Source organism: Solirubrobacter ginsenosidimutans (genome assembly GCF_027587205.1).
This window is the reverse complement of sequence record NZ_JAPDOD010000004.1, coordinates 300,591-322,286: the sequence shown is the minus strand read 5'-3', so window position 1 is coordinate 322,286 and position 21,696 is coordinate 300,591. Positions and strand designations below refer to the sequence as shown.

The 21,696-nt window shown below is 70.9% G+C and carries 25 protein-coding genes; 9 read left to right on the top strand and 16 right to left on the bottom strand.

The window, feature by feature from the left end; translation table 11 throughout:
* Window positions 1-39 precede the first annotated feature (39 nt).
* Window positions 40-1,056: a hypothetical protein gene (locus OM076_RS07975; protein WP_270038971.1), complete on the bottom strand. Its 1,017-nt coding sequence runs from the start codon at window positions 1,054-1,056 to the stop codon at window positions 40-42.
* Between the two features lie 53 nt (window positions 1,057-1,109).
* Window positions 1,110-1,529, bottom strand: a complete 420-nt coding sequence (locus OM076_RS07970; RefSeq protein WP_270038970.1) for a hypothetical protein — start codon at window positions 1,527-1,529, stop codon at window positions 1,110-1,112.
* On the opposite strand from OM076_RS07970, the gene OM076_RS07965 reads away from it, so the two are divergent.
* Window positions 1,522-2,580, top strand: a complete 1,059-nt coding sequence (locus tag OM076_RS07965) for a PP2C family protein-serine/threonine phosphatase (protein ID WP_270038969.1) — start codon at window positions 1,522-1,524, stop codon at window positions 2,578-2,580. The two genes, OM076_RS07970 and OM076_RS07965, sit on opposite strands and share 8 nt — an antisense overlap.
* Here the strand turns inward: OM076_RS07965 and OM076_RS07960 are convergent.
* The 7 genes from OM076_RS07960 to OM076_RS07930 all read right to left on the bottom strand — a co-directional run bounded on the left by OM076_RS07960 (window position 2,577) and on the right by OM076_RS07930 (window position 8,808).
* The gene (locus OM076_RS07960) at window positions 2,577-3,512 is read right to left on the bottom strand and encodes a DMT family protein (protein WP_270038968.1); all 936 of its coding nucleotides are present in this window, start codon (window positions 3,510-3,512) and stop codon (window positions 2,577-2,579) included. The genes OM076_RS07965 and OM076_RS07960 overlap by 4 nt on opposite strands.
* Window positions 3,513-3,664: 152 nt before the next feature.
* Window positions 3,665-4,963 (bottom strand): MFS transporter, encoded by a 1,299-nt coding sequence (locus OM076_RS07955; RefSeq protein WP_270038967.1) that lies wholly within the window; start codon window positions 4,961-4,963, stop codon window positions 3,665-3,667.
* A gap of 122 nt (window positions 4,964-5,085) precedes the next feature.
* Window positions 5,086-5,745, bottom strand: coding sequence for a hypothetical protein (locus tag OM076_RS07950; protein ID WP_270038966.1), 660 nt, complete (start codon window positions 5,743-5,745; stop codon window positions 5,086-5,088).
* Complete coding sequence (locus OM076_RS07945; protein WP_270039025.1) at window positions 5,742-6,521, bottom strand: sigma-70 family RNA polymerase sigma factor; 780 nt, start codon at window positions 6,519-6,521, stop codon at window positions 5,742-5,744. The genes OM076_RS07950 and OM076_RS07945 overlap by 4 nt, the downstream gene beginning before the upstream one ends.
* A 380-nt stretch (window positions 6,522-6,901) precedes the next feature.
* Entirely contained in the window at window positions 6,902-7,273 is a 372-nt protein-coding gene (locus OM076_RS07940) for a hypothetical protein (RefSeq protein WP_270038965.1), read from the bottom strand.
* A 72-nt stretch (window positions 7,274-7,345) separates the two neighbouring features.
* Window positions 7,346-7,825 (bottom strand): hypothetical protein, encoded by a 480-nt coding sequence (locus tag OM076_RS07935; RefSeq protein ID WP_270038964.1) that lies wholly within the window; start codon window positions 7,823-7,825, stop codon window positions 7,346-7,348.
* Window positions 7,826-7,878: 53 nt separating this feature from the next.
* Window positions 7,879-8,808 (bottom strand): alpha/beta fold hydrolase, encoded by a 930-nt coding sequence (locus tag OM076_RS07930; RefSeq protein ID WP_270038963.1) that lies wholly within the window; start codon window positions 8,806-8,808, stop codon window positions 7,879-7,881.
* Between the two features lie 38 nt (window positions 8,809-8,846).
* Here OM076_RS07930 and OM076_RS07925 point away from each other — a divergent pair, with 38 nt between their 5' ends.
* Window positions 8,847-9,254 carry an NUDIX hydrolase gene (locus OM076_RS07925; protein WP_270038962.1) on the top strand — a complete coding sequence of 136 codons (408 nt, stop codon included), beginning with the start codon at window positions 8,847-8,849 and terminating at the stop codon, window positions 9,252-9,254.
* On the opposite strand, the gene OM076_RS07920 is transcribed toward OM076_RS07925, so the two are convergent.
* From OM076_RS07920 to OM076_RS07905, 4 genes are all read right to left on the bottom strand, one after another.
* Window positions 9,245-9,835, bottom strand: a complete 591-nt coding sequence (locus OM076_RS07920) for a sugar O-acetyltransferase (RefSeq protein ID WP_270038961.1) — start codon at window positions 9,833-9,835, stop codon at window positions 9,245-9,247. The two genes, OM076_RS07925 and OM076_RS07920, sit on opposite strands and share 10 nt — an antisense overlap.
* A 419-nt stretch (window positions 9,836-10,254) precedes the next feature.
* A complete protein-coding gene (locus tag OM076_RS07915) occupies window positions 10,255-11,304 on the bottom strand; it encodes an ABC-2 membrane transporter-related protein (RefSeq protein WP_270038960.1) in 1,050 nt (349 codons plus the stop codon).
* On the bottom strand, window positions 11,301-12,179 hold the full coding sequence (locus OM076_RS07910; RefSeq protein ID WP_270038959.1) for an ABC transporter ATP-binding protein: 879 nt from the start codon (window positions 12,177-12,179) through the stop codon (window positions 11,301-11,303). The genes OM076_RS07915 and OM076_RS07910 overlap by 4 nt, the downstream gene beginning before the upstream one ends.
* Window positions 12,176-12,568, bottom strand: a complete 393-nt coding sequence (locus OM076_RS07905; protein WP_270038958.1) for a GntR family transcriptional regulator — start codon at window positions 12,566-12,568, stop codon at window positions 12,176-12,178. The genes OM076_RS07910 and OM076_RS07905 overlap by 4 nt, the downstream gene beginning before the upstream one ends.
* Window positions 12,569-12,635: 67 nt before the next feature.
* Between OM076_RS07905 and OM076_RS07900 the strand changes: the two genes are divergently transcribed.
* Genes OM076_RS07900 through OM076_RS07890 form a run of 3 tightly spaced genes read left to right on the top strand, consistent with a single transcriptional unit; the run spans window position 12,636 to window position 14,265 of the window.
* Window positions 12,636-13,592, top strand: coding sequence for a zinc-binding metallopeptidase family protein (locus OM076_RS07900; RefSeq protein ID WP_270038957.1), 957 nt, complete (start codon window positions 12,636-12,638; stop codon window positions 13,590-13,592).
* A 17-nt stretch (window positions 13,593-13,609) separates the two neighbouring features.
* Window positions 13,610-13,918: an ArsR/SmtB family transcription factor gene (locus tag OM076_RS07895; RefSeq protein WP_270038955.1), complete on the top strand. Its 309-nt coding sequence runs from the start codon at window positions 13,610-13,612 to the stop codon at window positions 13,916-13,918.
* Entirely contained in the window at window positions 13,915-14,265 is a 351-nt protein-coding gene (locus tag OM076_RS07890; protein WP_270038954.1) for a VOC family protein, read from the top strand. The genes OM076_RS07895 and OM076_RS07890 overlap by 4 nt, the downstream gene beginning before the upstream one ends.
* A gap of 1 nt (window position 14,266) precedes the next feature.
* Here OM076_RS07890 and OM076_RS07885 read toward each other — a convergent pair whose 3' ends face one another.
* Window positions 14,267-15,250, bottom strand: a complete 984-nt coding sequence (locus tag OM076_RS07885; protein ID WP_270038953.1) for a GGDEF domain-containing protein — start codon at window positions 15,248-15,250, stop codon at window positions 14,267-14,269.
* A 117-nt stretch (window positions 15,251-15,367) separates the two neighbouring features.
* Here OM076_RS07885 and OM076_RS07880 point away from each other — a divergent pair, with 117 nt between their 5' ends.
* The 3 genes from OM076_RS07880 (at window position 15,368) to OM076_RS07870 (ending at window position 19,414) form a co-directional block, all read left to right on the top strand.
* Window positions 15,368-17,155, top strand: coding sequence for an esterase-like activity of phytase family protein (locus OM076_RS07880; RefSeq protein WP_270038952.1), 1,788 nt, complete (start codon window positions 15,368-15,370; stop codon window positions 17,153-17,155).
* A gap of 69 nt (window positions 17,156-17,224) precedes the next feature.
* The gene (locus OM076_RS07875) at window positions 17,225-18,748 is read left to right on the top strand and encodes an FG-GAP repeat domain-containing protein (RefSeq protein ID WP_270038951.1); all 1,524 of its coding nucleotides are present in this window, start codon (window positions 17,225-17,227) and stop codon (window positions 18,746-18,748) included.
* Between the two features lie 9 nt (window positions 18,749-18,757).
* Complete coding sequence (locus OM076_RS07870) at window positions 18,758-19,414, top strand: response regulator transcription factor (protein ID WP_270038950.1); 657 nt, start codon at window positions 18,758-18,760, stop codon at window positions 19,412-19,414.
* A gap of 86 nt (window positions 19,415-19,500) precedes the next feature.
* On the opposite strand, the gene OM076_RS07865 is transcribed toward OM076_RS07870, so the two are convergent.
* Window positions 19,501-20,502, bottom strand: coding sequence for a PAS domain-containing sensor histidine kinase (locus OM076_RS07865; RefSeq protein ID WP_270038949.1), 1,002 nt, complete (start codon window positions 20,500-20,502; stop codon window positions 19,501-19,503).
* A gap of 28 nt (window positions 20,503-20,530) precedes the next feature.
* Between OM076_RS07865 and OM076_RS07860 the strand changes: the two genes are divergently transcribed.
* A complete protein-coding gene (locus OM076_RS07860; protein ID WP_270038948.1) occupies window positions 20,531-20,797 on the top strand; it encodes a hypothetical protein in 267 nt (88 codons plus the stop codon).
* Here OM076_RS07860 and OM076_RS07855 read toward each other — a convergent pair.
* Window positions 20,794-21,609, bottom strand: coding sequence for a class I SAM-dependent DNA methyltransferase (locus OM076_RS07855; RefSeq protein ID WP_270038947.1), 816 nt, complete (start codon window positions 21,607-21,609; stop codon window positions 20,794-20,796). The two genes, OM076_RS07860 and OM076_RS07855, sit on opposite strands and share 4 nt — an antisense overlap.
* Window positions 21,610-21,696 lie beyond the last annotated feature (87 nt).

Here is a 21,696-nt window from a genome sequence, read left to right as displayed (position 1 = left end):
GCGGCGCCCGCCGGCTTCATGAGAGGACGGCGCGCTCGCTCATGTGGCTTGGAACCAGGCCAGGTCCGCGGCCCAGGGCGTCACCCGCTGCTGCGGCGGCGCGTAGGTCGTCCGCACGTGCTCGCCGACCGGGACGAAGAGGCGGCTGAACGCGGTCTTGGCGCCCGGCTCGGCCAAGGCCGCGAGGGCGGCGGCCAGGCGGCGCGTCCCGCGTCGGCTCGCGAGGAACGTGTCGACGATCGGGAGGCTCGCGTCGGCGCGGCGGGCGATCCGCTCGCGCGGCGAATCGCCCAGCGACGCGTCGGCGATCGTGTGGTGCAAGTCCCATGCCCTGCGGAACGGCGGCGCGTGATGGCCGACCACGCCGTCGGGATCGGTGTGGTAGAGCTGGTGATTGCTCAGGTTCAAGGTGCCGGGCCCGATCCCGGCGTCCATGTAGACCCCGCCGTAGGTGCGGACGGAGAACAGCCGGACGCGTTCCGCCGGCCACTGGTCGTCCACCTCGACGATCTGGATGCCCGCGCCCGCGAGCTCCTCGACCGCATCGACGCCTGGGCGCGTCCAGAGATACTGCGTCCACGGCGTGCCCGAGTCCTGGCTCTTGGCGACGACCTCCTGCATGGCCAGAAGGCATGCCTTGGTGGTCTCCGGCATCGGTCCGCCGGCCCAGAAGCGATGGAGGTTGCGCTCGATCTCCGCCGGACGCTGCCTGAAGCTCCCCAGCCCGGGCATCGGCCGCCGCGGCGGGATGTGCCGGAACGTGCGGAGGTCTGAGAGCACGCGGTCGATCTCCGTCCAGCCCCCCGGGTTCTTCACCCGCAGGTCGGCCATGACGAGCTGGATGTAGCCGTGATCGCCGAGCGCCAGGGCCGCGACCACCGACTCCTTAACGCGCTGGAGCTCGTCGCCGCCGAGCGTGTCGCCCTCGAAGCTGTCGACCGCCAGCGGCAGGCGCGAGACGCTGTGGGTGGCGCGGCGCTCGCGGCAGTGCGTAACGGCGACGGCGGGTGAGCGATGGAGTTTCTGGCGAGCGGCGAAGCGACGGTCGGCGATCATCGTCGGGTCAAGCTACGGTCGCCGCACCGCCCCCACCATGTCCTTTGACAGGGTCAGCCGTTGGGCACGAGCCGGAACCGCGTGGTGCTGGCGTCCTTACCCGTCTTGACGCACTGCGCCTGCGTGTAGCCCGTCATCGGCGTGTAGTGGCACTTGACCTTCCCGATCCCCCAGCGCGCGCCGTAGACCGTGATCGTCGCGGGCGGCGTCTTCCCGCCGCTCGCGCCCATCTGCACCTGCATCGCGACCGCCTCGGCGACCAGGCAGCGCGGGGCGTACCCGTCGGCCTTGGACTTGGCCATCTTGATCCGCAGCAGCTTGACCAGCGGGTCGCCGCTGGGATCGAGCAGCAGGTACTTCTTGCCGTCACACGCGTGGTACCTCAGCTTCGCGGCGGCCTGGCCGGTCGCCGGCGTCAGCGCGAGGAGCGCCAGCGCGGCGCCGACGGCGAGGAAGGAGAGTCGGGTGAGCACGCCGGCCACGCTAGATCCACCCGTCTTGCGCGGCAAGGGCCAGAAGGCCGCGGATGCGGGGGTTCGACACAGCCGTAATAAATGCGACACCATACGTCTGGCGCGCGAAGGCCGTGGTGGCAGCGCGCCGCGAAACGCCATGAGCGAACCCCCCGAGATCAATGACGGAGAGCTTCGGAGGCTGCGCTCGGAGGTGGCCGCCCAAAAGCGTGATCTCCACGAGCACGATGAGCTGGAGCACCGTCAGGAGTCGCTGATCACTCGCCTACGCCGAGAGGCCGAGGTCCGCGACGACGATCTCGCCGCGCTGCGCGCGCGCCTGGAGGTAGCCGAGCATGAACTCGACGATCTCCGCGCGATCCGGGACGCGCTGACCCCACCGGAGTTGCCGCAGCGCCCTGGCCTGGAACTGGCCGCGGCGTATCTCCCGGCGTCGGCGGAGCGTGTCAGCGGCGACTTCTACCTCGTCTGCGAAGGGCCGCAGGATTCCACGGTGCTGGTCGTCGGTGACGTCGTTGGCCACGGCCTGCACGCGGCCAGGCGGGCAGCGTTCGCGCGTACGACGTTCGCGGCGACCGCGCCCTTCTCCGACGATCCGTCGCGCCTGCTGAGCTGGGCCAATACCGCCCTGGTCGAGCGCGCGGGCATCACCGAGGACTTCGTCACCGCCGCCTGCGTCTCGTATCTCCCTAGTGAGCGCCTGTTGCGCTGGGCCTATGCCGGCCATCCGCCGGCGTTGCGGCTGGCCGACGGTCGCGAGCTGTTGGCGAGCGTGCAGGGAGCGCCGCTGGGCATCGCCGCGGACCCGGGTTGCGTGGAGGGTTCGCGACGGGTGGCGGCCGGTGAGGGCGTGTTGCTCTATACCGACGGGCTGACCGAAGCCCGGCACGAGAGCCAATTCCTCGGGCTCGATGCCGTGGCCGCCACGCTCGCGGGACTCCACGATCCATCGCCGGGCGAAGCGATCGCCGTCCTGCGTGCGCAGGCCGCCGATTTCGCCTACGGCGCCTTGACCGACGACCTCTGCCTGCTCGCCGCCCGCATCGTCTAGATCGGTCGCGACTCGCGACCCGCAGGTGTCAAGCTGGGCGCTTCGGCTGACTCCTGGATCGCCGCGCCCGCGCGAGTGGGCGCCGGGATCAGCGCGGCGCCGGTGAGGATCAGGGCGAAGGCCGTGACACGCACGCCGATCACGAAGGGATCGTTGCCCAGCCGATCGCCGAAGACCGCGAGACCGGCAACGATCGTGGACAGATTGGCCGCGACCGAGGTGACGGCGATCACCGCCACGCCGTCGCCGATCTGCAGGCTGCGAGCCGAGGCATAGAACGAGAAGACGGCCGCCGAGACGGCGACGGCGCTCCACGGGCTCAGCAGGCCGCCAGGCCCCCCGTCGAGGTCGCCGGAGAGCGCCTTGATCGCGACGTCTGAGATGCCGAATCCCAGGCCCGCGGCGATACCGAGCAGCACGCCGCGCTGTACCGGGATGCGCTCGATCAGGTGCGAGAGCATCAACAACAGGCCGACCGAGATCGCGATGCTTTCAAAGACGATCATGCCCGCGAGCGAATAGGCCGAATGGGCGCCCGTCTCACCTCCGCCGGTCAGCGCCAGCAGGCTCAGCGACACTGCGACCAGGCCGATCCCGATCCACTGTCGACGCCCGAGCTCGAAGCCGAAGAAGCGCTCGGCGAGCACCGCCAGGAAGACGAGGCCTCCGGCCAGCACCGCCTGGCCGATCGATATCGGCGCAAGCGTCAACGCGGCGACGTGCAGCGCGAACGCCGCGCCCGCCACGCTCCAGCCGATGGTCCACCACTTCGAGCGAAAGAGATCGGTCGCGCTGCGCAACGGGTGGCGCATGTCGACGTCGGGAGCCGCGAGCGCGCCCCTGTGTTTGAACAGGAAGGCCAGGTTCGTCCCCAGCGCCGACAGCAACGCACACACCAGACCCACGCCAACGGCGAGCGAGACGCCGCTCACGACGATGCCAGCTTCTGCGTGGTGATCGGGCGCAACACGCGCCACCCCTGGTTCGGGTCAGTGCTCCGAACCACCAACGTACATCGCTCGCGCGTGACCTGCGATGAGGTGAGACGACAAGGCATCAGGCCACGCCGATCGTCGACGTGCCGCTACGCGGTGGACGCCGGCACGGGCTTTGCCTCCACCTCCGGGCGGACGAAGCGGGTCCGCGGCTTCGGCGGGCGCTCCAGCGCTGGGTCGTGCGCGACGCGCGTGGCCAGGAAGGAGCCGAACGCGAGGATCGCCGCGAGCACCAGGAGGCCCGCATCGGTTGAGCCGGTGGCGTCCTTCATGAGCCCGACGAGGTAGGGACCGGCGAATCCGCCGAGGTTGCCGATCGAATTGATCAGCGCGATCCCCGCGGCAGCCGCGCTACCGCTGAGCAGCGCGGCCGGCATCGACCAGAACACCGGGTGCGCGCCGAGCAGGAAGAACAGGCCGACGGCCAGCGCGGCGATCGCCGCCACGGGCGAGACGATCGTGGAGGTCGCGAAGGCCACGGCCGCGATCGCGAGCGGGATCGCGGTGTGGAGCTTGCGCTCGCCGGTGCGATCGGAGCGGCGCGAGAGCAGCACGAGGCCGACGATCGCGGTCGCGTACGGGATCGCGACGACGAAGCCCTTGCCGACACCACCGACCCCGTCGATCTTGTCGACGATCTCGCCGATCCAGAACGAGATGCCATAGACATTGACGACCATGCAGAAGTACAGGAGGCCGAACGCGAGCACGCGCCGATCCTTCAGGGCATCGCCGATCGAGTGACGCTCGCGCGTGAGCCGCGTCTCCTCCTCGGCCTCGAGGCGGTCGACCAGCCAGCGCTTCTCGTCGGCCGCCAGCCATTTGGCCTCCGCGGGCCGGTCGGTGAGGTGGAACAGCACGAAGCCGCTGGCGAGCACCGCAGGGATCGCCTCGAGGACGAACAGCCACTGCCAGTCCTTGAGCCCCCACACCCCGTCGAACAGGGACATGATGCCGGCCGACAGTGGCGCACCGATGGCGTAGGAGATCGCGATCGCCGACATGAAGAAGCCGACGGCGCGGGCGCGCTCACGGGACGGAAACCACAGCGACAGGTAGAGGATCATCCCGGGGAAAAAGCCCGCCTCGGCGACGCCGAGCAGGAAACGGATGGCGTAGAAGCTCAGTGGTCCCTGCACGAACACCATGCACGCGGAGATGAGTCCCCAGGTGAGCATGATGCGGGCGATCCACTTGCGCGCGCCGAACTTGTGCAACGCGAGGTTGCTCGGCACCTCAAAGAGGAAGTAGGCGATGAAGAACACCCCGGCTCCGAAGCCGTAGACGGCCCCGGAGAAGCCCAGGTCCGCCTCCAGGCTGTCCTGCGCAAAGCTGACGTTCACCCGGTCCAGGTAGGCGATGATGTAGAGGCCCAGCAGGACGGGCATAAGCCGGAACGCGACCTTGCGCATCGTCCGCGTCTGCAGTTCGGATGTCCCGGCGCGCGGTTGCATATATCTCTCGGGTCCCCGTTTGCCGCGGTCCGAACCTAAGGTCGTAACAATTGCTACTACCGTTGCTCTCGATTGGCGGCGGCGGCTTCGCGGTCAGCCGCGGCGGCGTCGCGGTCTCGGGCGGCCGCGGCGCGGTCCAACGCCGATTCTGTGCGCAGCAACGCTCCCGCGTCGCGCATCGCCGGAGCTGGGTCGATCGCGCCGTCGTGGCCGACCGGGGCGGCGGACTGGCCTTCCCGCGCGTCGGCGGCATTGTCGTCGGCGTCGGCTTCCTCGTCGCGGGTGCGGGCGCTGCGGTCGCGGGCTGCGGCGGCGAGATCGCGCCCTCCCGCGACGTCGTCGCGTCGGCCTGCGGTGTCGCGCCGCTGGGCGGTCACGTTCGCGCGGCCGGCGGCCGCGGCATCACGCTCGTCCGTCGCCGCTTCGCGCTCAGCACGGGACGCGTCGTGCGCCCGGTCGCTCTCGAGACTCGCGGGAATCTGGGCCGCTTCCCAATCGGCCGCGACTTGGTCGCGATCGGAGGCATGCTGATCGCTCGCCGCCAGCACCTGCTCGGCATCGGACCTCGATTGGTCCGTATCCGACGACAGCTGATCGGTATCCGCGAGCGTCTGATCGAGATCTGCCGCCGTCTGCTCGGCGTCGTGTCGAGCCCGCGACTGCGCCTCGCCCCGCAGCCTCGACCGCGGCGCTTGGCGATCGTTCTCGGCGCTCATGACCGTGCCAGCGACCCGTGCGAAGCGGTTCCCAGTCGCTCGAGCGCGGTATGGATCGTGCGCGAGACGTGCATTTGTGAAATCCCGACGATCTCGCCGATCTCCGATTGGGTGAGGTCTTCCCGGAAGCGCAGGCGCAGGACCCACTGCTCGCGTGACGTGAGGTCGCGCATCAGGTCGGCCAACACGATCGCGTCTTCCGCGGTCGCGAAGCCCGTCTCGTCACTCGCGATCTCAAGGTCGCGGTCATCGAAGCCGTCGCCGTGGATGTGGGATCGATCGAGCGAGACGCTGTGGCGCGCAGCGGCGGCTTGCAACGCTTCAAGCACCTGTTCGACCGAGCCGTCGGCGCGCTGGGCCAGTTCGGCCACGGTCGCGGCGCGCCCGAGCTCGGTCTGCAACACGACCGAATCGCGACTGATCCGGCTGGCGAGCTCTTGCACACCGCGCGGTGGCCGGACCGACCAGCCGTGATCGCGCAGGTGCCGCTTGAGCTCACCGAGGATCGTCGGAAACGCAAACGACGAGAACGCGATCCCCCGTTCAGGATCAAAGCGCTCGATCGCCTTCATAAGCCCCATCGCGGCGACCTGCTCGAGATCCTCGATGTCCTCGACCCCGCGGTAACGCCAGGCGAGCTTGCGGGCCAGCGGCATGAACTGCTCGACGAGCGAGTCCCGCGCGGCCGCGCTGCGGTCAGCGGACAAGCGCGCGAACAGCTGGTGCTCGTGGGCGCGGGGAAACGCGTCCCGGTGCCGCGGCGGCCACTCCCGCATCGATGTAGTGCCAGACAACGCAACCCAACCTCCGAAAACGCTCGCACGCCCGTTCGGGAAGTCAGATGGCGATGCTCACACAACCAGCCGCGCCCTGCGATGCCCTCCACCACTCAGTGTAGGGCCGCGAACCGTGAACGCGAGGGCTGCTGAGGAGCGGCGTCCGAACGCGATTGATACCTTCCAAGTACGGAGGGCATCCGCGCCGGGGTCCTGCTCTTAGGAGCATGGGCAGCGACGCCTGACTTCTGAGTTCCCCGCGACTCGGAGACAATGTGTCAGCTACCCCCGCGTGCCCCCCGACCGACGGTTTCGCGCACATCAGCGCGCTCCTCGGATTCGATGACCCCGACTGGTGCGCCCCGCGCCGCGAAGCGGTCCTACCGGCCCTGAAGACCGCAAGCCGGCTCCAGCCGGCGCAGCTGCGAACGATGCTGCGCACGCAACACGGGAAGCTGACGATCCGCGCCCCGGGAAACGTGTCGCTCGGCGGCGAGTACCGAGACGCGCTCGCATCTCTGCGCGAAGAAGCCCGCCGACACGGACGGCTGGTACCGCTCGGCCAGGCATGGGCCGCCAGCAACCAATTGATCACCATGCTCACACCGCACCAGCCACCGGTCGTCCGGCACGTCCTCGCGGGTCTCGTGGCGGGCGAGATCCTCTGCCGCGTGCTCGACGACGTCGCCGACCGTCGCTTCCTCAGCGCCCGCGATGAAGAACTCCTGCGCCGAGCATGGCGCGCCGCGCACCCACTCCCCGCCTACTTTCAACGTCCCGCGCAACGAGGACGCGCCACGACTCGCTTGGGCGCGCGCTGAGGTCTAACAGGCCGCGACGAGGTCGAACTCGGTGTTGGCCGGGATCTCGCCGACGCCATTGACCTGCTCGAACGTGAAGACGTCGACGGACGTCGCCTCCGGGGCCTTGAGGGCGTACGCCCGGTGGTGCTTGGCCGTGGGCGACGATCCCTGGGTGTCGAACTCCGGGCTGACGACGACGGCGCAGCGGTCCAGGTTGAGCGCGTTCAGATCGCTCTGCGGGCGAAACGCGACCCGGTAGTGGCCGGTCGAGAGGCGCTGCGTGAACGCCGCGTCGCCGCCGAACCGCAGCTTCCCGGCCGCGTCGACGCTGGCGCGCAGGTGTGGGTTCGCCTGGTCCTGCTGCTGGACGACGCCGTTGGCGAGCTGGTTCGAGGAGGTGATGATCTCGCCCGCGGCGATCGCGGTCCCGCTCGTCGCGATCACGACGGCGGCGGTGGCGATCAGGGTGGAGGGGGAGAGGAGCGTTCGGATCTTGTTCATGCCGGACTAGACGCCCCTCGCGGCGCGCGCCATTCGGGGGGAATCCCCTCCCGTCAGCGATGAACGAGCTCCAGCCAGCCGAGCAGGAGCTGGTTGACGTCGTCGGGGCGCTCCTGCGGGAGCCAGTGCCCGGCGCCGTCGAGGATGTGCTGGGAGACGAGGCCGGGGAGCGTCCGCGGGTGGGCGGCGATGGCGTCCGCCAGCCAGGTCGTGGAGGGGTCGCGCTCGCCGCCGACGAACAGCGAGGGCTGCGGGATCGCCGCGCCGTCGAGCGGTTCGAGGTCGATCCAGTCGCGGTCGACGTTGCGGTAGCGGTTCAGCGCGCCGCTGAAGCCCGTCCTTTCGAAGGCGCGGACGTAGACGTCGAGGTCGGCTTCGCTGAGCCAGGGCGGGAGCGGCCGCTGCGTGAAGCGGTCGCAGAGGCGGGCGCCGTGTGGGACCGTGAAGGCCTCGGGCCCGGCGGTGATGAAGCCTTCGAGCCACGCGCGGACGTCGGGCTCGATCTCGGCCTCGGCGCGGCCGGGCTCCTGGAAGTAGGAGACGTAGAACTCCTCGTCGCCGCCCGCCAGCGCGAACGCGTCGGTCGGCCGGAAGTCGTTGCGCGGCGTGTAGGGGACGCTCAGCAGCGCGACGGCGCTGAACGTGTCGGGCGCGAGCAGCGCGGAGTTGGCGGCGATCGGCGAACCCCAGTCGTGGCCGACGATCACCGCGCTCTGCTCGCCCAGCGCGTGCACGACGCCCACGTTGTCGCTGACGTGGTGGCGCATGCCGTAGGCCTCGATCTCCCTCGGGACGGAGGACTCGCCGTAGCCGCGGACGTCGATCGCCGCCGCCCGGTAGCCCGCCTCCGCCAGCGCGGGGAGCTGGTGCCGCCAGGAGTACCAGAGCTCCGGGAACCCGTGCACGAACAGGACCAGCGGGCCGGTTCCCAGCTCCGCAACGTGGATCTGCGCGCCCTCGACCTGGACAAGATGGTGCTTCATGCCACCGAGGCTGACGACCGCCGGACGGCTCTGGCAAGGTGTTTGCCATCTTGGCAAGTGAAACCGTACGGGCCGCCGGGGGCGTGGCCCTCCGCCACGGCAAGGTGTGCATCATCCACCGGCCCGACTACGAGGACTGGTCGCTGCCGAAGGGCAAGCTCGACGGGAGCGAGTCGCACGAGGAGGCCGCGCTGCGCGAGGTCCACGAGGAGACCGGGCTGCGCTGCGTGCTCGGCGCGGAGCTGTCCTCGCAGGAGTACATCGACCGCCAAGGCCGCCCGAAGACCGTGCGGTGGTGGGCGATGACGGTGCTCGCCGACGACGGCCTCACCCCGAGCCACGAGGTCGACGACCGCCGCTGGGTCACCCCCGAGCAGGCCGAGCGGATCCTCGCCTACGAGCACGACCGCGAGCTCGTGCGCGAGGCGTTGGCGAGTCAGACCTGAGGGGGGATCGCGACGCGGTCGCCCTCGCCGATCTCGCGGACCGGCCGCGCCGGCACACCCACCGCGACGACCCCGGCGGGCAGGTCCTTGGCGACCACGGCGCCCGCCCCGACCACGGTGTCGTCGCCGATCGTGACGCCCGGGCAGACCGTCACGCCGGCACCGAGCCAGACGTTGTCGCCGACGACGATCGGCTTCGCGTACTCCCACCCGATCCGTCGCGGCCCCGGGTCGATCGGATGCGTCGCGGTGATGAACTGGACGCGGCTGGCGATCTGACACGTCGACCCGATCCTCACGGACATCACGTCGAGCATCAGGCAGTCGTAGTTGAGGAACGTGCCCGCGCCGATGCTCACGCCGTAGCCGTACTCGAGCCGGAACGGCGGCCGCACGTGCACGCCCTCTCCGACCGCGCCGAGCAGTTCCGCGAGCAGCCGGTCCCGCAGCTCCTGCTCGTCGAACCGGCTGCCGTTGTAGCGCTCGAGGATCTCCTGCGCGCGGGCGTAATCGGCGGCGGTGTCGTCGTCGCCGCCGATGTACAGCTCCCCACGCAGCATGCGGTTCTTCGTCTCGCCCATACAGGCGATGGTGCCGCAAAACCCAACGCGAGGAGCGCGGCGCAAGGTGCTTGAAAGTCAACTGCGCCGGGTGGCGGAGGGGGGAGCGGCTCGCCCCGCGGGTCTGGCTGACGTGAGTCCGCCGCGCGGCTCGGCTCTGCCGGCTTTGGGTCGCCGAGCCGGGACACCGGCAGTTACGGGCTACGGAGACAGAAAAGTGTGTTCTCACGCACGCCGATCCACCGTCGGTGAGGGGGGTGTGTAACCACAGCTGCCTGTCAGGCAGCTCTCGTTCCGCACCCCTATCTACGCGCCAGCTAGTAACTGTCGGTATCCCGGCACGGCAACGCGAGCCAACCGAGCCGAGCCGCGCGGGGCCGCCAACGGCGGGCAGCAACGAAGGGCGCGCCAGTTCACCCTCCCCACCCGGCGCAGTAGACCTACGTCAGGCGATGGCGCAGCCACCAGAACGAGAACGCGGTCAACGCGCCGGTGAGCGCGAGGAAGATCGCGAGCTCGATCGCCTGCAGCGTCCAGTAGCGGCTCGCCGGCTGGAACGTGATCCGCTGCCTCCAGCCCTCCCGCTCAGCGCGGGCGAAGCACGCGGCCGACTTCTGCGGGTCGGGACCCGGCCCGAGCCCGAGGCCCCCTTCGCGGCCCGGGACGCAGAACGCGAACCAGTCCGGGAGCGTGGAGTGGGCACGGCCCGAGCGGTCGACCGTCTCGTTGGCGAGCGTCCAAGCGCCCGGCTCGTCGGCCCGCACCTGGAGGTCGTGCGCCTCTTGCGGCACGTTGCCCGGACCGACCCTCGCCGACATGCCGGTCATGTTGTCCGGCTTGATCGTGACCAACTGCGACGTCGCGCCGATGTGCCCGCGCACGAGCACCGGCATCAGGATCTGCACGGCCACGAACAGCGCGAGCGTGATCGCCATCGCGGGCACCACCCGCCGCACCACGAGCCCGGCGGTGACGCCGAGCGCGAGCGCGAAGAGCGTGTAGCCGATCGGCGCGATCCCGCGCGCCTCGAACATCGGCGGAGCGATCCGGCCCACCCGCAGCGGCCCGTCGTACGTCTGCCCGGCGTTGATCGCCTTGTCCAGCGACCCGCACCACCACGTCAGCCCCAGGCTCAACCCGGCGGTCGTGACGACCGCGACCAGCGCGATCACACCCGCCTTCATCGCCAGCCAGCGGGTGCGCGTGACCGACTGGTTCCACGCCAGCCGGTGCGTTCCGGCCTCGAGCTCGCGCGCGACCAGCGGCGCGCCCCAGAACGTGCCGACGATCGCCGGAAGGAACAGCACCCCGAAGCTGGCGAGGAAGAAGATCCCCTTCGCGAAGCCGTCGGTCACGAGCTCCTGGAGGTAGGTGTCGTCGAACGTCGGGAGCCCGGTGCCCGAGATCGCCAGGAACGCGAGCAGCGCCGCGACCGCCCCCGCCACCGACGCGACCTGGGCGCGCGACTGGCGCCACGTGAGCCAGATCATCGGACGGCCTCCAGTGCGCGCGGCTGCGGCCGGGAAGTCCGGCCCATGTAGGCGAGGACGAGGTCCTCCAAGGTGAGCTGCGAGATCGTCCAGGCGGGATCGAGGATCGGCGACTGGGTGCGCACGAGATACGTGCTCTGGCGATCCGTGTGGCTGGCGCCGACGACGTGCAGCTCGCTCGGGAGCGTGTCCTCGTCGCGCCGCGGCCCGGTGATGCGGTGGTGGGTGGCGAGCAGCGAGTCGAGGTCACCCGCGAGCTGCACCCGCGAGTCGACCAGCACGACGACGTAGTCGCACACCCGCTCGAGGTCGGAGACCAGGTGCGAGGACAGCACGACGGTCAGCGCGTGCTCGACGACCGCCTCCATCAGGTCCTGCAGGAACTCGCGCCGGGCGAGCGGGTCGAGGCTGGCGACCGGCTCGTCGAGGATCAGCAGCTCGGGCCGCTTGGCGAGGCCGAGCGTGAGCGCGAGTTGCGCCCGCTGGCCGCCGGAGAGCTTGCGCGCCCGCTGCGAGCCGTCGAGCCCGAGGCGGGCGATCCGGTCGCGCGCCAGATCCGCGTCCCAGCCCGGGTTCAGCTCGGCGCCGAAGCGCAGGTGCTCGTCGATCGACAGACCCGCGTACGTCGGCGTGTCCTGCGCGACGAAGCCCACCTTCGCCATGCCGGAGCGCGGCCGCTCGCCGAGGACCTCGATCGATCCCGCGGACGGCTCCAGCATCCCCACGGCGAGGTTCAGCAGCGTGCTCTTGCCCGCCCCGTTGGGGCCGACGAGCCCGACCACCCGTCCCTCCGGGATCTCCAGCGTGCATTCCGACAAGGCGGTTCGCCGTCCGTAGCGCTTGGTCAGCGCGTCGGCCCGCAACACCATGGTCATGCAACCTCCCGATTCAGCGAACGGCGAAAGGTGGTGGTGAACAGGGCCTCGATGCTCTCTTCGTCGAGGCCGGCCAAGCGCGCCTTCGTGAGCCAGCGCTCGAGGTCCTTGCGCAGCGGCCCGTGCGACGGGAGCGTCGCGTCAGTCAGCGTGCGCATGACGAACGTCCCGACCCCCGGCCGGGCGGCGACGAGGCCGTCGCGCTCGAGCTCCCGGTAGGCCTTCAGGACGGTGTTGGGGTTGATCGCCAGCTGCGCCACGACCTCCTTGACCGTGGGGAGCTGATCGCCTTCGTGCAGGAGCCCGAGGCGTAGCGCATGCCGCACCTGCCGCACGAGCTGCAGATACGGCGAGAGGCCGGAGCCGGCATCCAGGTGGAATTCAATCATTCAACTAGGAAGGTAGCACTATAGGTCAATAGGTTGACGCGACTTCGTTTGCCATCCTCGGACGCCGATGCGCGCCTTCACCTGCCCGGTCTGCCGGCACCTCGTCGTCTTCGAGAGCACGCAATGCCTGAACTGCGCCACGCTGCTGGCGTTCGACTGGGACGCGCGGACGATCGACCGGCTCGGCTACGGCTGCACGAATCGCGAGCTGATCGGGTGCAACGGCGTCGGGCCGGGGCTCTGCCGCGCGTGCGCGCTGACCCGCACGCGACCGCCGGATCAGGCGAGCGTCCAGTGGTCGATCGCCGAGGCGGCGAAGCGGCGGCTGGTCTTCGAGCTGCTCGAGCTCGGCCTGCCGGTCGGCGGGGACCTGCAGTTCGACCTGCTCTCCAGCGCGGTCGGCCCGGTCACCACGGGGCACGCCGACGGCGTCGTCACGCTCGATCTGGCGGAGACCGACCCGGTGCACCGCGAGCGGACGCGGACCAAGCTCGACGAGCCCTACCGCACCGTCCTCGGGCACCTGCGCCACGAGATCGGTCACTACTACCAGCCGATCCTCGCGCCCGATCCCTCCGACGCGATCGACCGTTGCCGCGTGTTGATGGGCGACGAGCGCGCGGACTACCAGGCGGCGCTCGATCGCCACTACGAAAACGGGCCGCCGCCGCAGTGGGCCGATCGCTTCGTCTCGGCCTACGCGACGATGCACCCGTGGGAGGACTGGGCCGAGACCTTCGCCCACTACCTGCACATCCGCGACGTGCTGCAGACCGCGGTCGCCTACGGCGTCAGCGTCTCCGGTCCGGCCGTGCTCGCCGCCGACGCCGCGCCGCTGTACTCGTACCCCGGCGCCGCGCCGAGCGACTTCCGCGCGATGCTCGAAGCCTGGCTGCCGCTGACCTACGCGCTCAACGCGATCAACCGCAGCCTGGGGGAGGGCGATCTGTACCCGTTCGTGCTCGCGCCGGCGGTGATCGAGAAGCTGACCTTCATCGACGGCTTGATCCGCGACCACGCGTAAGCATATGCTTACGCGTCATGGAGGTCTTCGCGGCGCTCTCCGACCCGACCCGGCGCGCACTCGTCTCCCGCCTCGCCTACGGTCCCGCGACGGCCGGGCAGCTCGCCGACCTCGCCGCGATGAGCCGGCCCGCGGTCTCTCAGCACCTGCGGATCCTGCGCGAGGCGCGCGCGATCCGCGGCGTCCGGGAGGGCAAGTTCATCTGGTACGAGCTCGAGGGCACGGCGCTCGTCGAGGCCGAGCATTGGCTGCGTGAGCTGACCGAACGCTGGGCCGTCGCACCCACGCGCCGCGTGCCACATCCGCGCCACAAGGAGTCCGTGTGACCGTCCCCGTCAGCTACGTCGAGCTCAACAGCCCCGACCTCGAGCGCAGCACCCGCTTCTTCGAGACGGTGTTCGGCTGGGAGCCGCAACCGTTCGCCGCCCCCGACTACCTCGTCGCGCCGCACGGCGACGCGCCGGGCATCGACGCCGGCCTGCTCGCCTCGCGCGACGGGACGCCGCGCACCGTCCCGATCCTGCGCGTCGACTCGATCGCCGCGCTTCGCGGGCCGCTCGAAGCCGCCGGCGGGGCGGTCGTCGTCGAGCCGTTCACGTTCCCGGGGGTCGGCAGCGGGTGCTACTGCACCGACCCGGCGGGCGTGCTCTTCGGGTTGCACGAGTACGAGTGATTCACACCGTCGACGCGACGCGGTTGCGGCCGCCGCGCTTGGCGTCGTAGAGCGCGCGGTCGGCGGCCTCGGTGAGCGCGTCGGCGGTCGTCGGCGCGTCGGCGGCGGCGACGCCCGCGCTGATCGTCAGCGGGATCGCCACGTCGACGTGCGCGACCCGCTCGCGCAGGCGATCCGCGAAGTCGTAGGCGCTCGCGAGGTCCGCGCCGGGCAGGACGATCGTGAACTCTTCGCCGCCGACGCGGGCGATGACGTCCGCGCCGCGGGTGTGCTCGCACAGCGTCGCGGCGAGCCAGACGAGCGCGCGGTCACCCGCCTGATGGCCGTGCTCGTCGTTGATGCGCTTGAAGTGGTCGATGTCGATCGCGACGACGGCCAGCGGACGCCGCTCGCGGGCTGCGCGTGCCAACTCGACGTCGAAGCGCTCCTCGAGCCCGCGGCGGTTCAGGACGCCGGTCAGCGGATCGATGCGGGACTCGACGGTCAGGCGCCCGACGAGCTTCTCGTTGCGGGCGGCGAGCGAGCGCACGACGGCGGCGACGACCGCCATCGACGCCGTGACGTCGAACCACTGGTCGAACGTGCCGCCCGGCATGTGGACCACCACGGCGCCCTGGACGGCGCCGACGGTGAGCACGATCGCCACGGCCTCGGCCGTGCCGAAGAAGCTCGCCACCCACAGGACCGACCACGCGTACATGACGGCGCCGTCGCCGGGCGGGCTGGTCGCGATCGCGCAGCCGAGCAGCACTGCGCCGATCGGCCCGAGCCCGAACAAGAGGCGGCGATCGACCCGCCCGCCGTAGCGCCACAGCAGCGCGGCGACGAGGAACGCGATCGCGATCGGCAGCGGCGAGCTGGTCGGCTCGCCGGCGACCACGCTCTCGATGGCGCCGACCGCGGCGGCGCCGGCGTAGATCACCGCGCCTGACTTTCCGACGACCGACGCTCCAGCTAATTGCGGCAGCGGTTCCGTTGGAGGCATGCCTGCTGTATCGGTTCAGTCGCTCAAGCCGGCGTCGCAGAACCGTCAAGAATCGGTCAAGGCGCCCGTTCACACGGCGATGACAAATCGGGCGCGTCCGAAGGACAGGATCGCGGTATGTCATTGACGACGAAACTTCTCGCGGCCGCGCCGGTGGCGGTCAGCGCGGCGCTGGCCCTCGCCCCGGCGGCGAGCGCGGACACCACGCCGGTGTTCACCTTGCAGGGCAAAGGCATCTGGAACGCCGCCCAGCCGCTGATCGGGGGCAACGTCTACACGCCGCCCGTCGTCGAAGGCGGGTGGTCCGCCTTCGCCCCGATCGACGATCGCACGTACTGGACCGTGAGCGATCGCGGCCCCAACGGCCAGCCGACGGTCGGCGGCGCGACCCGCCGCACGTTCCTCACGCCCGGCTTCACGCCCACGATCTACAAGGTCGCGGTCGCCGACAACGGCTCGCTCAGCGTCCTCCAGCGCATCCCGCTGCACCTGAAGACGGGCGCGGTCGACCCCGCCCGCGCGGCGACCGGCGGCCCCGCCAACGAGATCACCGGCCTGCCGCAGATCTCGACCGTCGCGCAGACGGCGGCGTCCGGGCTCCCGGCCGACGCCGGCGCCTACAAGCAGACCGCCGCGCGCGACGAGATCCCGTACGCCGCCGACGGCGTCACGCTGATCGGCACCGATCCGTACGGCATCGACTCCGAGTCGATCGCCGTCGACCCGCGCGACGGCTCCTTCTGGCTCGGTGACGAGTACCGCCCGTCGCTGGTGCGCGTCGCCGCCGACGGCACGGTCCTGAACCGGATCATCCCCGCGGGCGTGACCGTCCCGGGCGCCGACGACGCCGTCGTCGCCACACAGGGCCTGCTCCCGCGCGCGTTCGCGTACCGAAAGCAGAATCGCGGCATGGAGGGCGGCACGCTCACCAAGGACGGCAAGACGCTGTTCGGGATGATCCAGTCCTCGATCGAGCCGCCCGCCGGCAAGGGCGACGGCCGCACGCTGCGCCTCGTGCGCTTCGACGTCTCCGACTCGCTGCACCCCGTGCTGACGGGCGAGTTCATCTACCGCCTCGACGTCCCGGCGCCAGGCAGCGGCATCACGCAGGCCGACCTGAGCAACTCCGACATCTACGCGCTCGACGCGACCCACCTGCTCGTGGACGAGCACGACAACGTCACGTCGACCCCGGGCGCGGGCCAGAAGCGCGTGATCGCGATCGACCTCGCGGGCGCGACCGACATCTCGGGCAACGCGGCCGAGAACGGCGAGAACCCGCTGCTCGAGTCCACCAACGCCGCCGGCATCACGCCCGTGTCCAAGACGCTCTGGCTCGACCTGAACCAGTTCGGCTACGACCACGACAAGCCCGAGGGCATCGGCCTCTTCCCGAACGGCGACCTCGCCGTCCAGGACGACAACGACTTCGGCTTCAACCAGGCCAACGACCCGCAGACCACGGTTCCCGGCGACCCGCCGTTCAAGGTCACCGCCAGCGGCAAGACGACCGAGTTGCAGCGCTTCAAGGTCACCAATATCGTGGGCGGCGGCGTCGGCGGCACGGTGCCGGCCACGCTCTCCCTGGCGGTTGGCCCCAACGCGTCCTTCGGCGCGTTCGCTCCGGGCGTCGCGAAGGACTACACGGCGTCCACGACGGCCACCGTCGTCAGCACCGCGGGTGACGCGGCGCTGACCGTCAGCGACCCGGGCCACCTCACCAACGGCACGTTCAGCCTGCCGTCGCCGCTGCAGGTCGCGTTCTCGAAGGCCGCCTGGACGGCGCCGGTGACCAACGACCCGGTCACGATCACGTTCAGCCAGCACATCGACGCGACCGACGCGCTCCGCACCGGCGCGTACTCCAAGACCCTCACCTTCACGCTCTCGACGACGACTCCGTAGTCGCGTCACGATCGCGCGACCCGGGCCTAGACTCGGGTCGCTGCGATCGAACCAGTGGAGGAAGCAAGGATGCGCAGGAGGTCCATTGCGGCTGCGGCAGTGCTCGCCGCGGCCGCGTCCGGTCACGCGTCGGCGGCATACGCCGGCGGCGTGGTCAGCACGCCGATCAGCGGTCTGACGGGCCCGACCGACCTCGCGTCCGCCGACTTCGACGGCAACGGCCTCGACGACCTCGCGATCTCCGAAGGCGCGGGCAGCGCGCTGGTCGTGCAGCTCAACCAGGGCGCAGGCGGCTTCACGAGCCGGCGAATCCCGCAGAGCGGCCACCCGGACGAGGTGGCGACCGGCGACCTCGATCACGACGGCCGGCCGGACGTCGTGACGCTCGCGAAGGCCGAGCGGTCGGTCGACCTGAACCTCCGCGACACCGCCGGGGACTGGCAGACGCTCACGCTCGCGAACGTCGGCACCGACCCGGCGGGCATCGCGGTCGGCGACCTCAACGGCGACGGCTGGGGCGATGTCGCGGTCACCGATGCGGGCGCGGACGCGAACGACGACTACGCCCTGCGCCTCTTCCTCCGCGACCCGCTCAGCGCGGACTACGACGAGACCACGCTGACGAACTTCCACGACGCCGGGAAGGGCGGCCCGCTCGCGGTCGCGATCGGTGACCTCGACGGCGACGGCCGGGCGGACCTCGCGACCGCCAACGACGACAACGCCGTCACTGTGATGCGGTTCATCCAGCAGCCCGACGGCACCTTCACGCGCCGGCCGTTGTCGTCCTTCCCGCGCCAGGGAGCGGCAGCGATCGCGATCGGCGACCTCGGCGGGAACGGGCCCGGTGCCGACGTCGCCGTCGGGGGGTCGAAGAACGCGTGGGTCAACCGCCGTCCCGGCGCCACGTCCGACGACCGCTACTTCAGTGGCCCTGAGGAGGGCTTCGACGCGATCGCCATCCTCCGCGTCTCAGGCATTCCGGCACTCGCCGCCTCGAGCACGCACCCGGGCCGGAACGTGACCGTCTGGTCGGGATACAACCTGCAGACGCCCGAGACCTTCGGAACCGCCGCCGCGGCGAGGGCGCTCACGTCGGGGGACTTCGACGGCGACGGCCTCGCCGACCTCGCGACGTTGCAACCCGCCGACGGCAAAGTGCTGCTGGTCACGCGACTCAGTTGGCCGATCGAGTACCCGCTGTGCGGAACGGCGGTGGCGTCGATCGCGCGCCGGGTCCGGTGCAGTTGGGTGGTGCCCACCCTCTACCTCCTGCTGGACCAGGGCCCGTTGTCGTTCGGCACCTTCACGCCAGGTCTCACGTCGGACTACACGGCGACCGCGAACGCCCACGTGATCAGCACGCTCGAGTCCGCGTCGCTGACCGTCTCCGAGCCCGGCAAACTGACCAACGGCTCCGCGACGCTGGACTCGCCGCTGGCGGTGTCGTTCAGTAAGGCCGCTTGGACCAAGCCGGTCGCCGACGACCCGGTGACGATCACGTTCAAGCAGCACATCGACGAGCGGGAGATCTTGCGCACCGGCGCCTACAGCCGGACGGTCACGTTCACGCTCGCCGCGACGGAGCCGTAGCGTAGTGGCGTGCCTCCCCTGCGCGCCGTGATCGCCGACGACGAGTTGCTGCTGCGTGCGGGCGTGGCGCGGCTGCTCGAAGACGCCGGGATCGAGGTCGTGGGGCAGGCGGGGGACGCGCCCGACCTGCTGCGCAAGGTCGGCGCCCACAAGCCCGACGTCGCCGTGATCGACATCCGGATGCCGCCCGACCTCACCGACGACGGCCTGCGGGCGGCGATCGAGATCCGCCGGCGGCAGCCCGATGTCGGCGTCGTCGTGCTCTCCCAGCACCTCGTCGAGCGGTTCGTCGCCGAGCTCGTGGGCGACGATCCAAGCGGCGTCGGCTATCTGCTCAAGCACCGCGTCGCGGACCTCGGCTACTTCATCGAGGCGGTGCGCACGGTGGCCGCGGGCGGGACGGCGCTGGACCCCGAGGTCGTCGCGCGGATGCTCGGCCGGCGCCGCCGCGAGAACCCGCTCGACGCGCTCACGCCACGCGAACGCGAGGTGCTCGCGCTGATGGCCGAGGGCCTATCGAACCAGGGCATCGCCGACCGGCTCACGGTCGGCCCGCCCGCCGTCGAGAAGCACGTGACGTCGATCTTCAACAAGCTCGATCTCGGCCACGACCGGTCGGAGTCGCGCCGGGTGCTGGCCGTGCTCGCGCTGCTGCGCGCGTCATAGGAGTCGGTTGATGAATGGTCGGTCCGACCGATGTGGTGCAGCCGCCAGGTGCCGCGGATGTGCCGCAGCGGGCGCACCGACATTCTTCAACCGGCTCCTAACGGAAGGGTCGCCGCGACGGTCGTCCCGGGGGCTCCCGCGAGCTCCAACGTCCCGCCGAGCACGGCGACGCGATCTTCGATCCCGCGCAGGCCGGAGCCCTTCGCGGGGTCGGCGCCGCCGCACCCGTCGTCGCTCACCGCGATGCGCAGCGTGTCACCGTCGCGGGCGACCGTCACGTCCACACCGGTCGCGCCCGCGTGCTTGACGGCGTTCGTGATCGCCTCGGCGACGAGGAAGTACGCGGCGGCCTCGACCTCGGGCGCGAAGCGCTCGTCGGTGACGTCCAAGCCGACCGGGAGCGGCGTGCCCGCCGTCAGCTCCTCGAGCGCGGCGCAGATGCCGCGGTCGGTGAGGACGAGCGGGTGCAGCCCGGTGGCGAGCTCGCGCAGATCGCGGATCGCGTGGCGGGCGTCGGCCGCGGCCCTGGTCAGCGCCGCCTCCGCGCGTGCCGGCTCGCGGCGCGCCTCATCGATCCCCATCAGCGCGCGGACCAGACGCTGCTGCGCGCCGTCGTGCAGGTCGCGCCCGATCCGCCGGCGCTCGGCGTCGGTGGCCGCGACGATCCGCGCCCGCGACGCCGCCACCTCGTCGGAGGCCAGGCGCTCGGTCAGGTCGCGGAAGACCACCACGGCGCCGCGCCCGTCGGCCATGTCCATGGGCGCCGACGCGTAGCCGACGGGCAGGAACGAGCCGTCACGGCGCACGAAGTGGTCGAGCTCCACCCGCACGGTCTCGCCGGCGACGAGCGGCCTCAGGAGCGGGCATTCGCCTTCCGGGAACGGTGACCCGTCGGGGTGGTGGGAATGGATCGTGGCGTGGCTCGGGCGGCCGAGCAACTCGGCCTCGGCGGTGTAGCCCAGCAGCCCGACGGCAGCGGGGTTGGCGAAGCGGACCTCCCCCGCCGGCCCGACGAGGTAGACGGCGTCCGCGAGGCTGGCGAGCAGCGCGTCGAGGAACTCAGATCCGTGGGAAAACCCGATGGTCATGCGGCTCGACCGCCTCGATCATAGGTGTATGCCATCGCTTCCGAACCACCGCCTCGGAGCTCTTCGCTACGGCTTGCCGGCGTTGCTGGTGGCCATTGGCTTCGTGCTCCTGTTCGCCGTCGACGGCCCGATCCGCTGGGACGGCTGGGCCATGTGCGTCGGCTCCGGTCTCTCGATCCTGCTGCTGAACGGGCTCTTCCGCTACGGCGCCAAGGGCGACCGTGAACGCGACGCCGAGGTCGCCGCGCGCGACTACCTGGCCCAGCACGGTCACTGGCCCGACGAGGAGAGCTAGGCGCGACGCGCAATGAACACCGCCTTGAAGTGCTCGCCCTCGTCCACGTCTGAGACGAGCTCCGCGCCGGCTTGGGTCTGACCGAGGAGCTCGAGCACCTCGAGGCCGGCTTCGCGCGCCAGCCGCGTGATCTCCGCGACCGGCCAGTGGCGCTGGCGGTGCCGGCTCGTCGACCGCAGCCAGGTGGCGCCACGGTGGCGGAACGCGTCGATGCGGGCCTCCGCGACACCGCCCCGACCGAGGTCGCGCGGCCCGGTCCCATGCCAGGCGAGGAACCATTCGCCGCGGTCGGCGACCCAGTCGCAGGAGAAGCACGAGCGGATCAGCGCGAGCGTGTTGACGTCCCACACCGCGAGCCCGCCCGGCGCCAGCGAGCGCCCGATCCCCTGCAGCGTGGCGCGCACGTCATCGGCATGCAGGAGGCAGTTGAACGCGTCCTCGAGGCAGGTGATGAGGTCGAACTGACCGAGCACGGGCAGGCTGCGGATGTCGGCGATCAGCACGGCCGCGTCGGGCGCCTTGCCGACGGCGCGGCGGACCATCTCCGGCGAGATGTCGCACGCCGTGACCGCGTAGCCGCGATCGAGCAGCGGGATGAAGCTGGCGCCGGTACCGCAGGCGAGATCCAGCGCCCGGCGCCCGTCGAGCCCGTGACTCTGCGCGATCAGCTCGAGCTCGGCCAGCCAGACGTCGTCGTCGCGCAGGCCCGCCGTGAACGCGTCATACGCGGGCGCGAGCGCGTCATAAGCGACCCGGACGGCGTCGGCGCCGGCGGGCGTGGCGCGGTTGGGGAAGGGGATGAGCCGGGTCACGTGCTGCCCCGTAAGACCCGCTAGGGCGAAACCTGTGACAACTGCGGGCACGCCGGCGCCGGGAAGGACCGGGTATCAGGCCCGCGG

Bases quoted from the DNA above. Each gene is read 5' to 3' on its own strand.
- OM076_RS07975 (WP_270038971.1), bottom strand. From the start codon at position 1,056: ATGATCGCCGACCGTCGCTTCGCCGCTCGCCAGAAACTCCATCGCTCA.
- OM076_RS07955 (WP_270038967.1), bottom strand. From the start codon at position 4,963: ATGCCCGTCCTGCTGGGCCTCTACATCATCGCCTACCTGGACCGGGTG.
- OM076_RS07950 (WP_270038966.1), bottom strand. From the start codon at position 5,745: ATGAGCGCCGAGAACGATCGCCAAGCGCCGCGGTCGAGGCTGCGGGGC.
- OM076_RS07945 (WP_270039025.1), bottom strand. From the start codon at position 6,521: ATGCGGGAGTGGCCGCCGCGGCACCGGGACGCGTTTCCCCGCGCCCAC.
- OM076_RS07935 (WP_270038964.1), bottom strand. From the start codon at position 7,825: ATGAACAAGATCCGAACGCTCCTCTCCCCCTCCACCCTGATCGCCACC.
- OM076_RS07930 (WP_270038963.1), bottom strand. From the start codon at position 8,808: ATGAAGCACCATCTTGTCCAGGTCGAGGGCGCGCAGATCCACGTTGCG.
- OM076_RS07920 (WP_270038961.1), bottom strand. From the start codon at position 9,835: ATGGGCGAGACGAAGAACCGCATGCTGCGTGGGGAGCTGTACATCGGC.
- OM076_RS07915 (WP_270038960.1), bottom strand. From the start codon at position 11,304: ATGATCTGGCTCACGTGGCGCCAGTCGCGCGCCCAGGTCGCGTCGGTG.
- OM076_RS07910 (WP_270038959.1), bottom strand. From the start codon at position 12,179: ATGACCATGGTGTTGCGGGCCGACGCGCTGACCAAGCGCTACGGACGG.
- OM076_RS07905 (WP_270038958.1), bottom strand. From the start codon at position 12,568: ATGATTGAATTCCACCTGGATGCCGGCTCCGGCCTCTCGCCGTATCTG.
- OM076_RS07900 (WP_270038957.1), top strand. From the start codon at position 12,636: ATGCGCGCCTTCACCTGCCCGGTCTGCCGGCACCTCGTCGTCTTCGAG.
- OM076_RS07895 (WP_270038955.1), top strand. From the start codon at position 13,610: ATGGAGGTCTTCGCGGCGCTCTCCGACCCGACCCGGCGCGCACTCGTC.
- OM076_RS07885 (WP_270038953.1), bottom strand. From the start codon at position 15,250: ATGCCTCCAACGGAACCGCTGCCGCAATTAGCTGGAGCGTCGGTCGTC.
- OM076_RS07880 (WP_270038952.1), top strand. From the start codon at position 15,368: ATGTCATTGACGACGAAACTTCTCGCGGCCGCGCCGGTGGCGGTCAGC.
- OM076_RS07875 (WP_270038951.1), top strand. From the start codon at position 17,225: ATGCGCAGGAGGTCCATTGCGGCTGCGGCAGTGCTCGCCGCGGCCGCG.
- OM076_RS07865 (WP_270038949.1), bottom strand. From the start codon at position 20,502: ATGACCATCGGGTTTTCCCACGGATCTGAGTTCCTCGACGCGCTGCTC.
- OM076_RS07860 (WP_270038948.1), top strand. From the start codon at position 20,531: ATGCCATCGCTTCCGAACCACCGCCTCGGAGCTCTTCGCTACGGCTTG.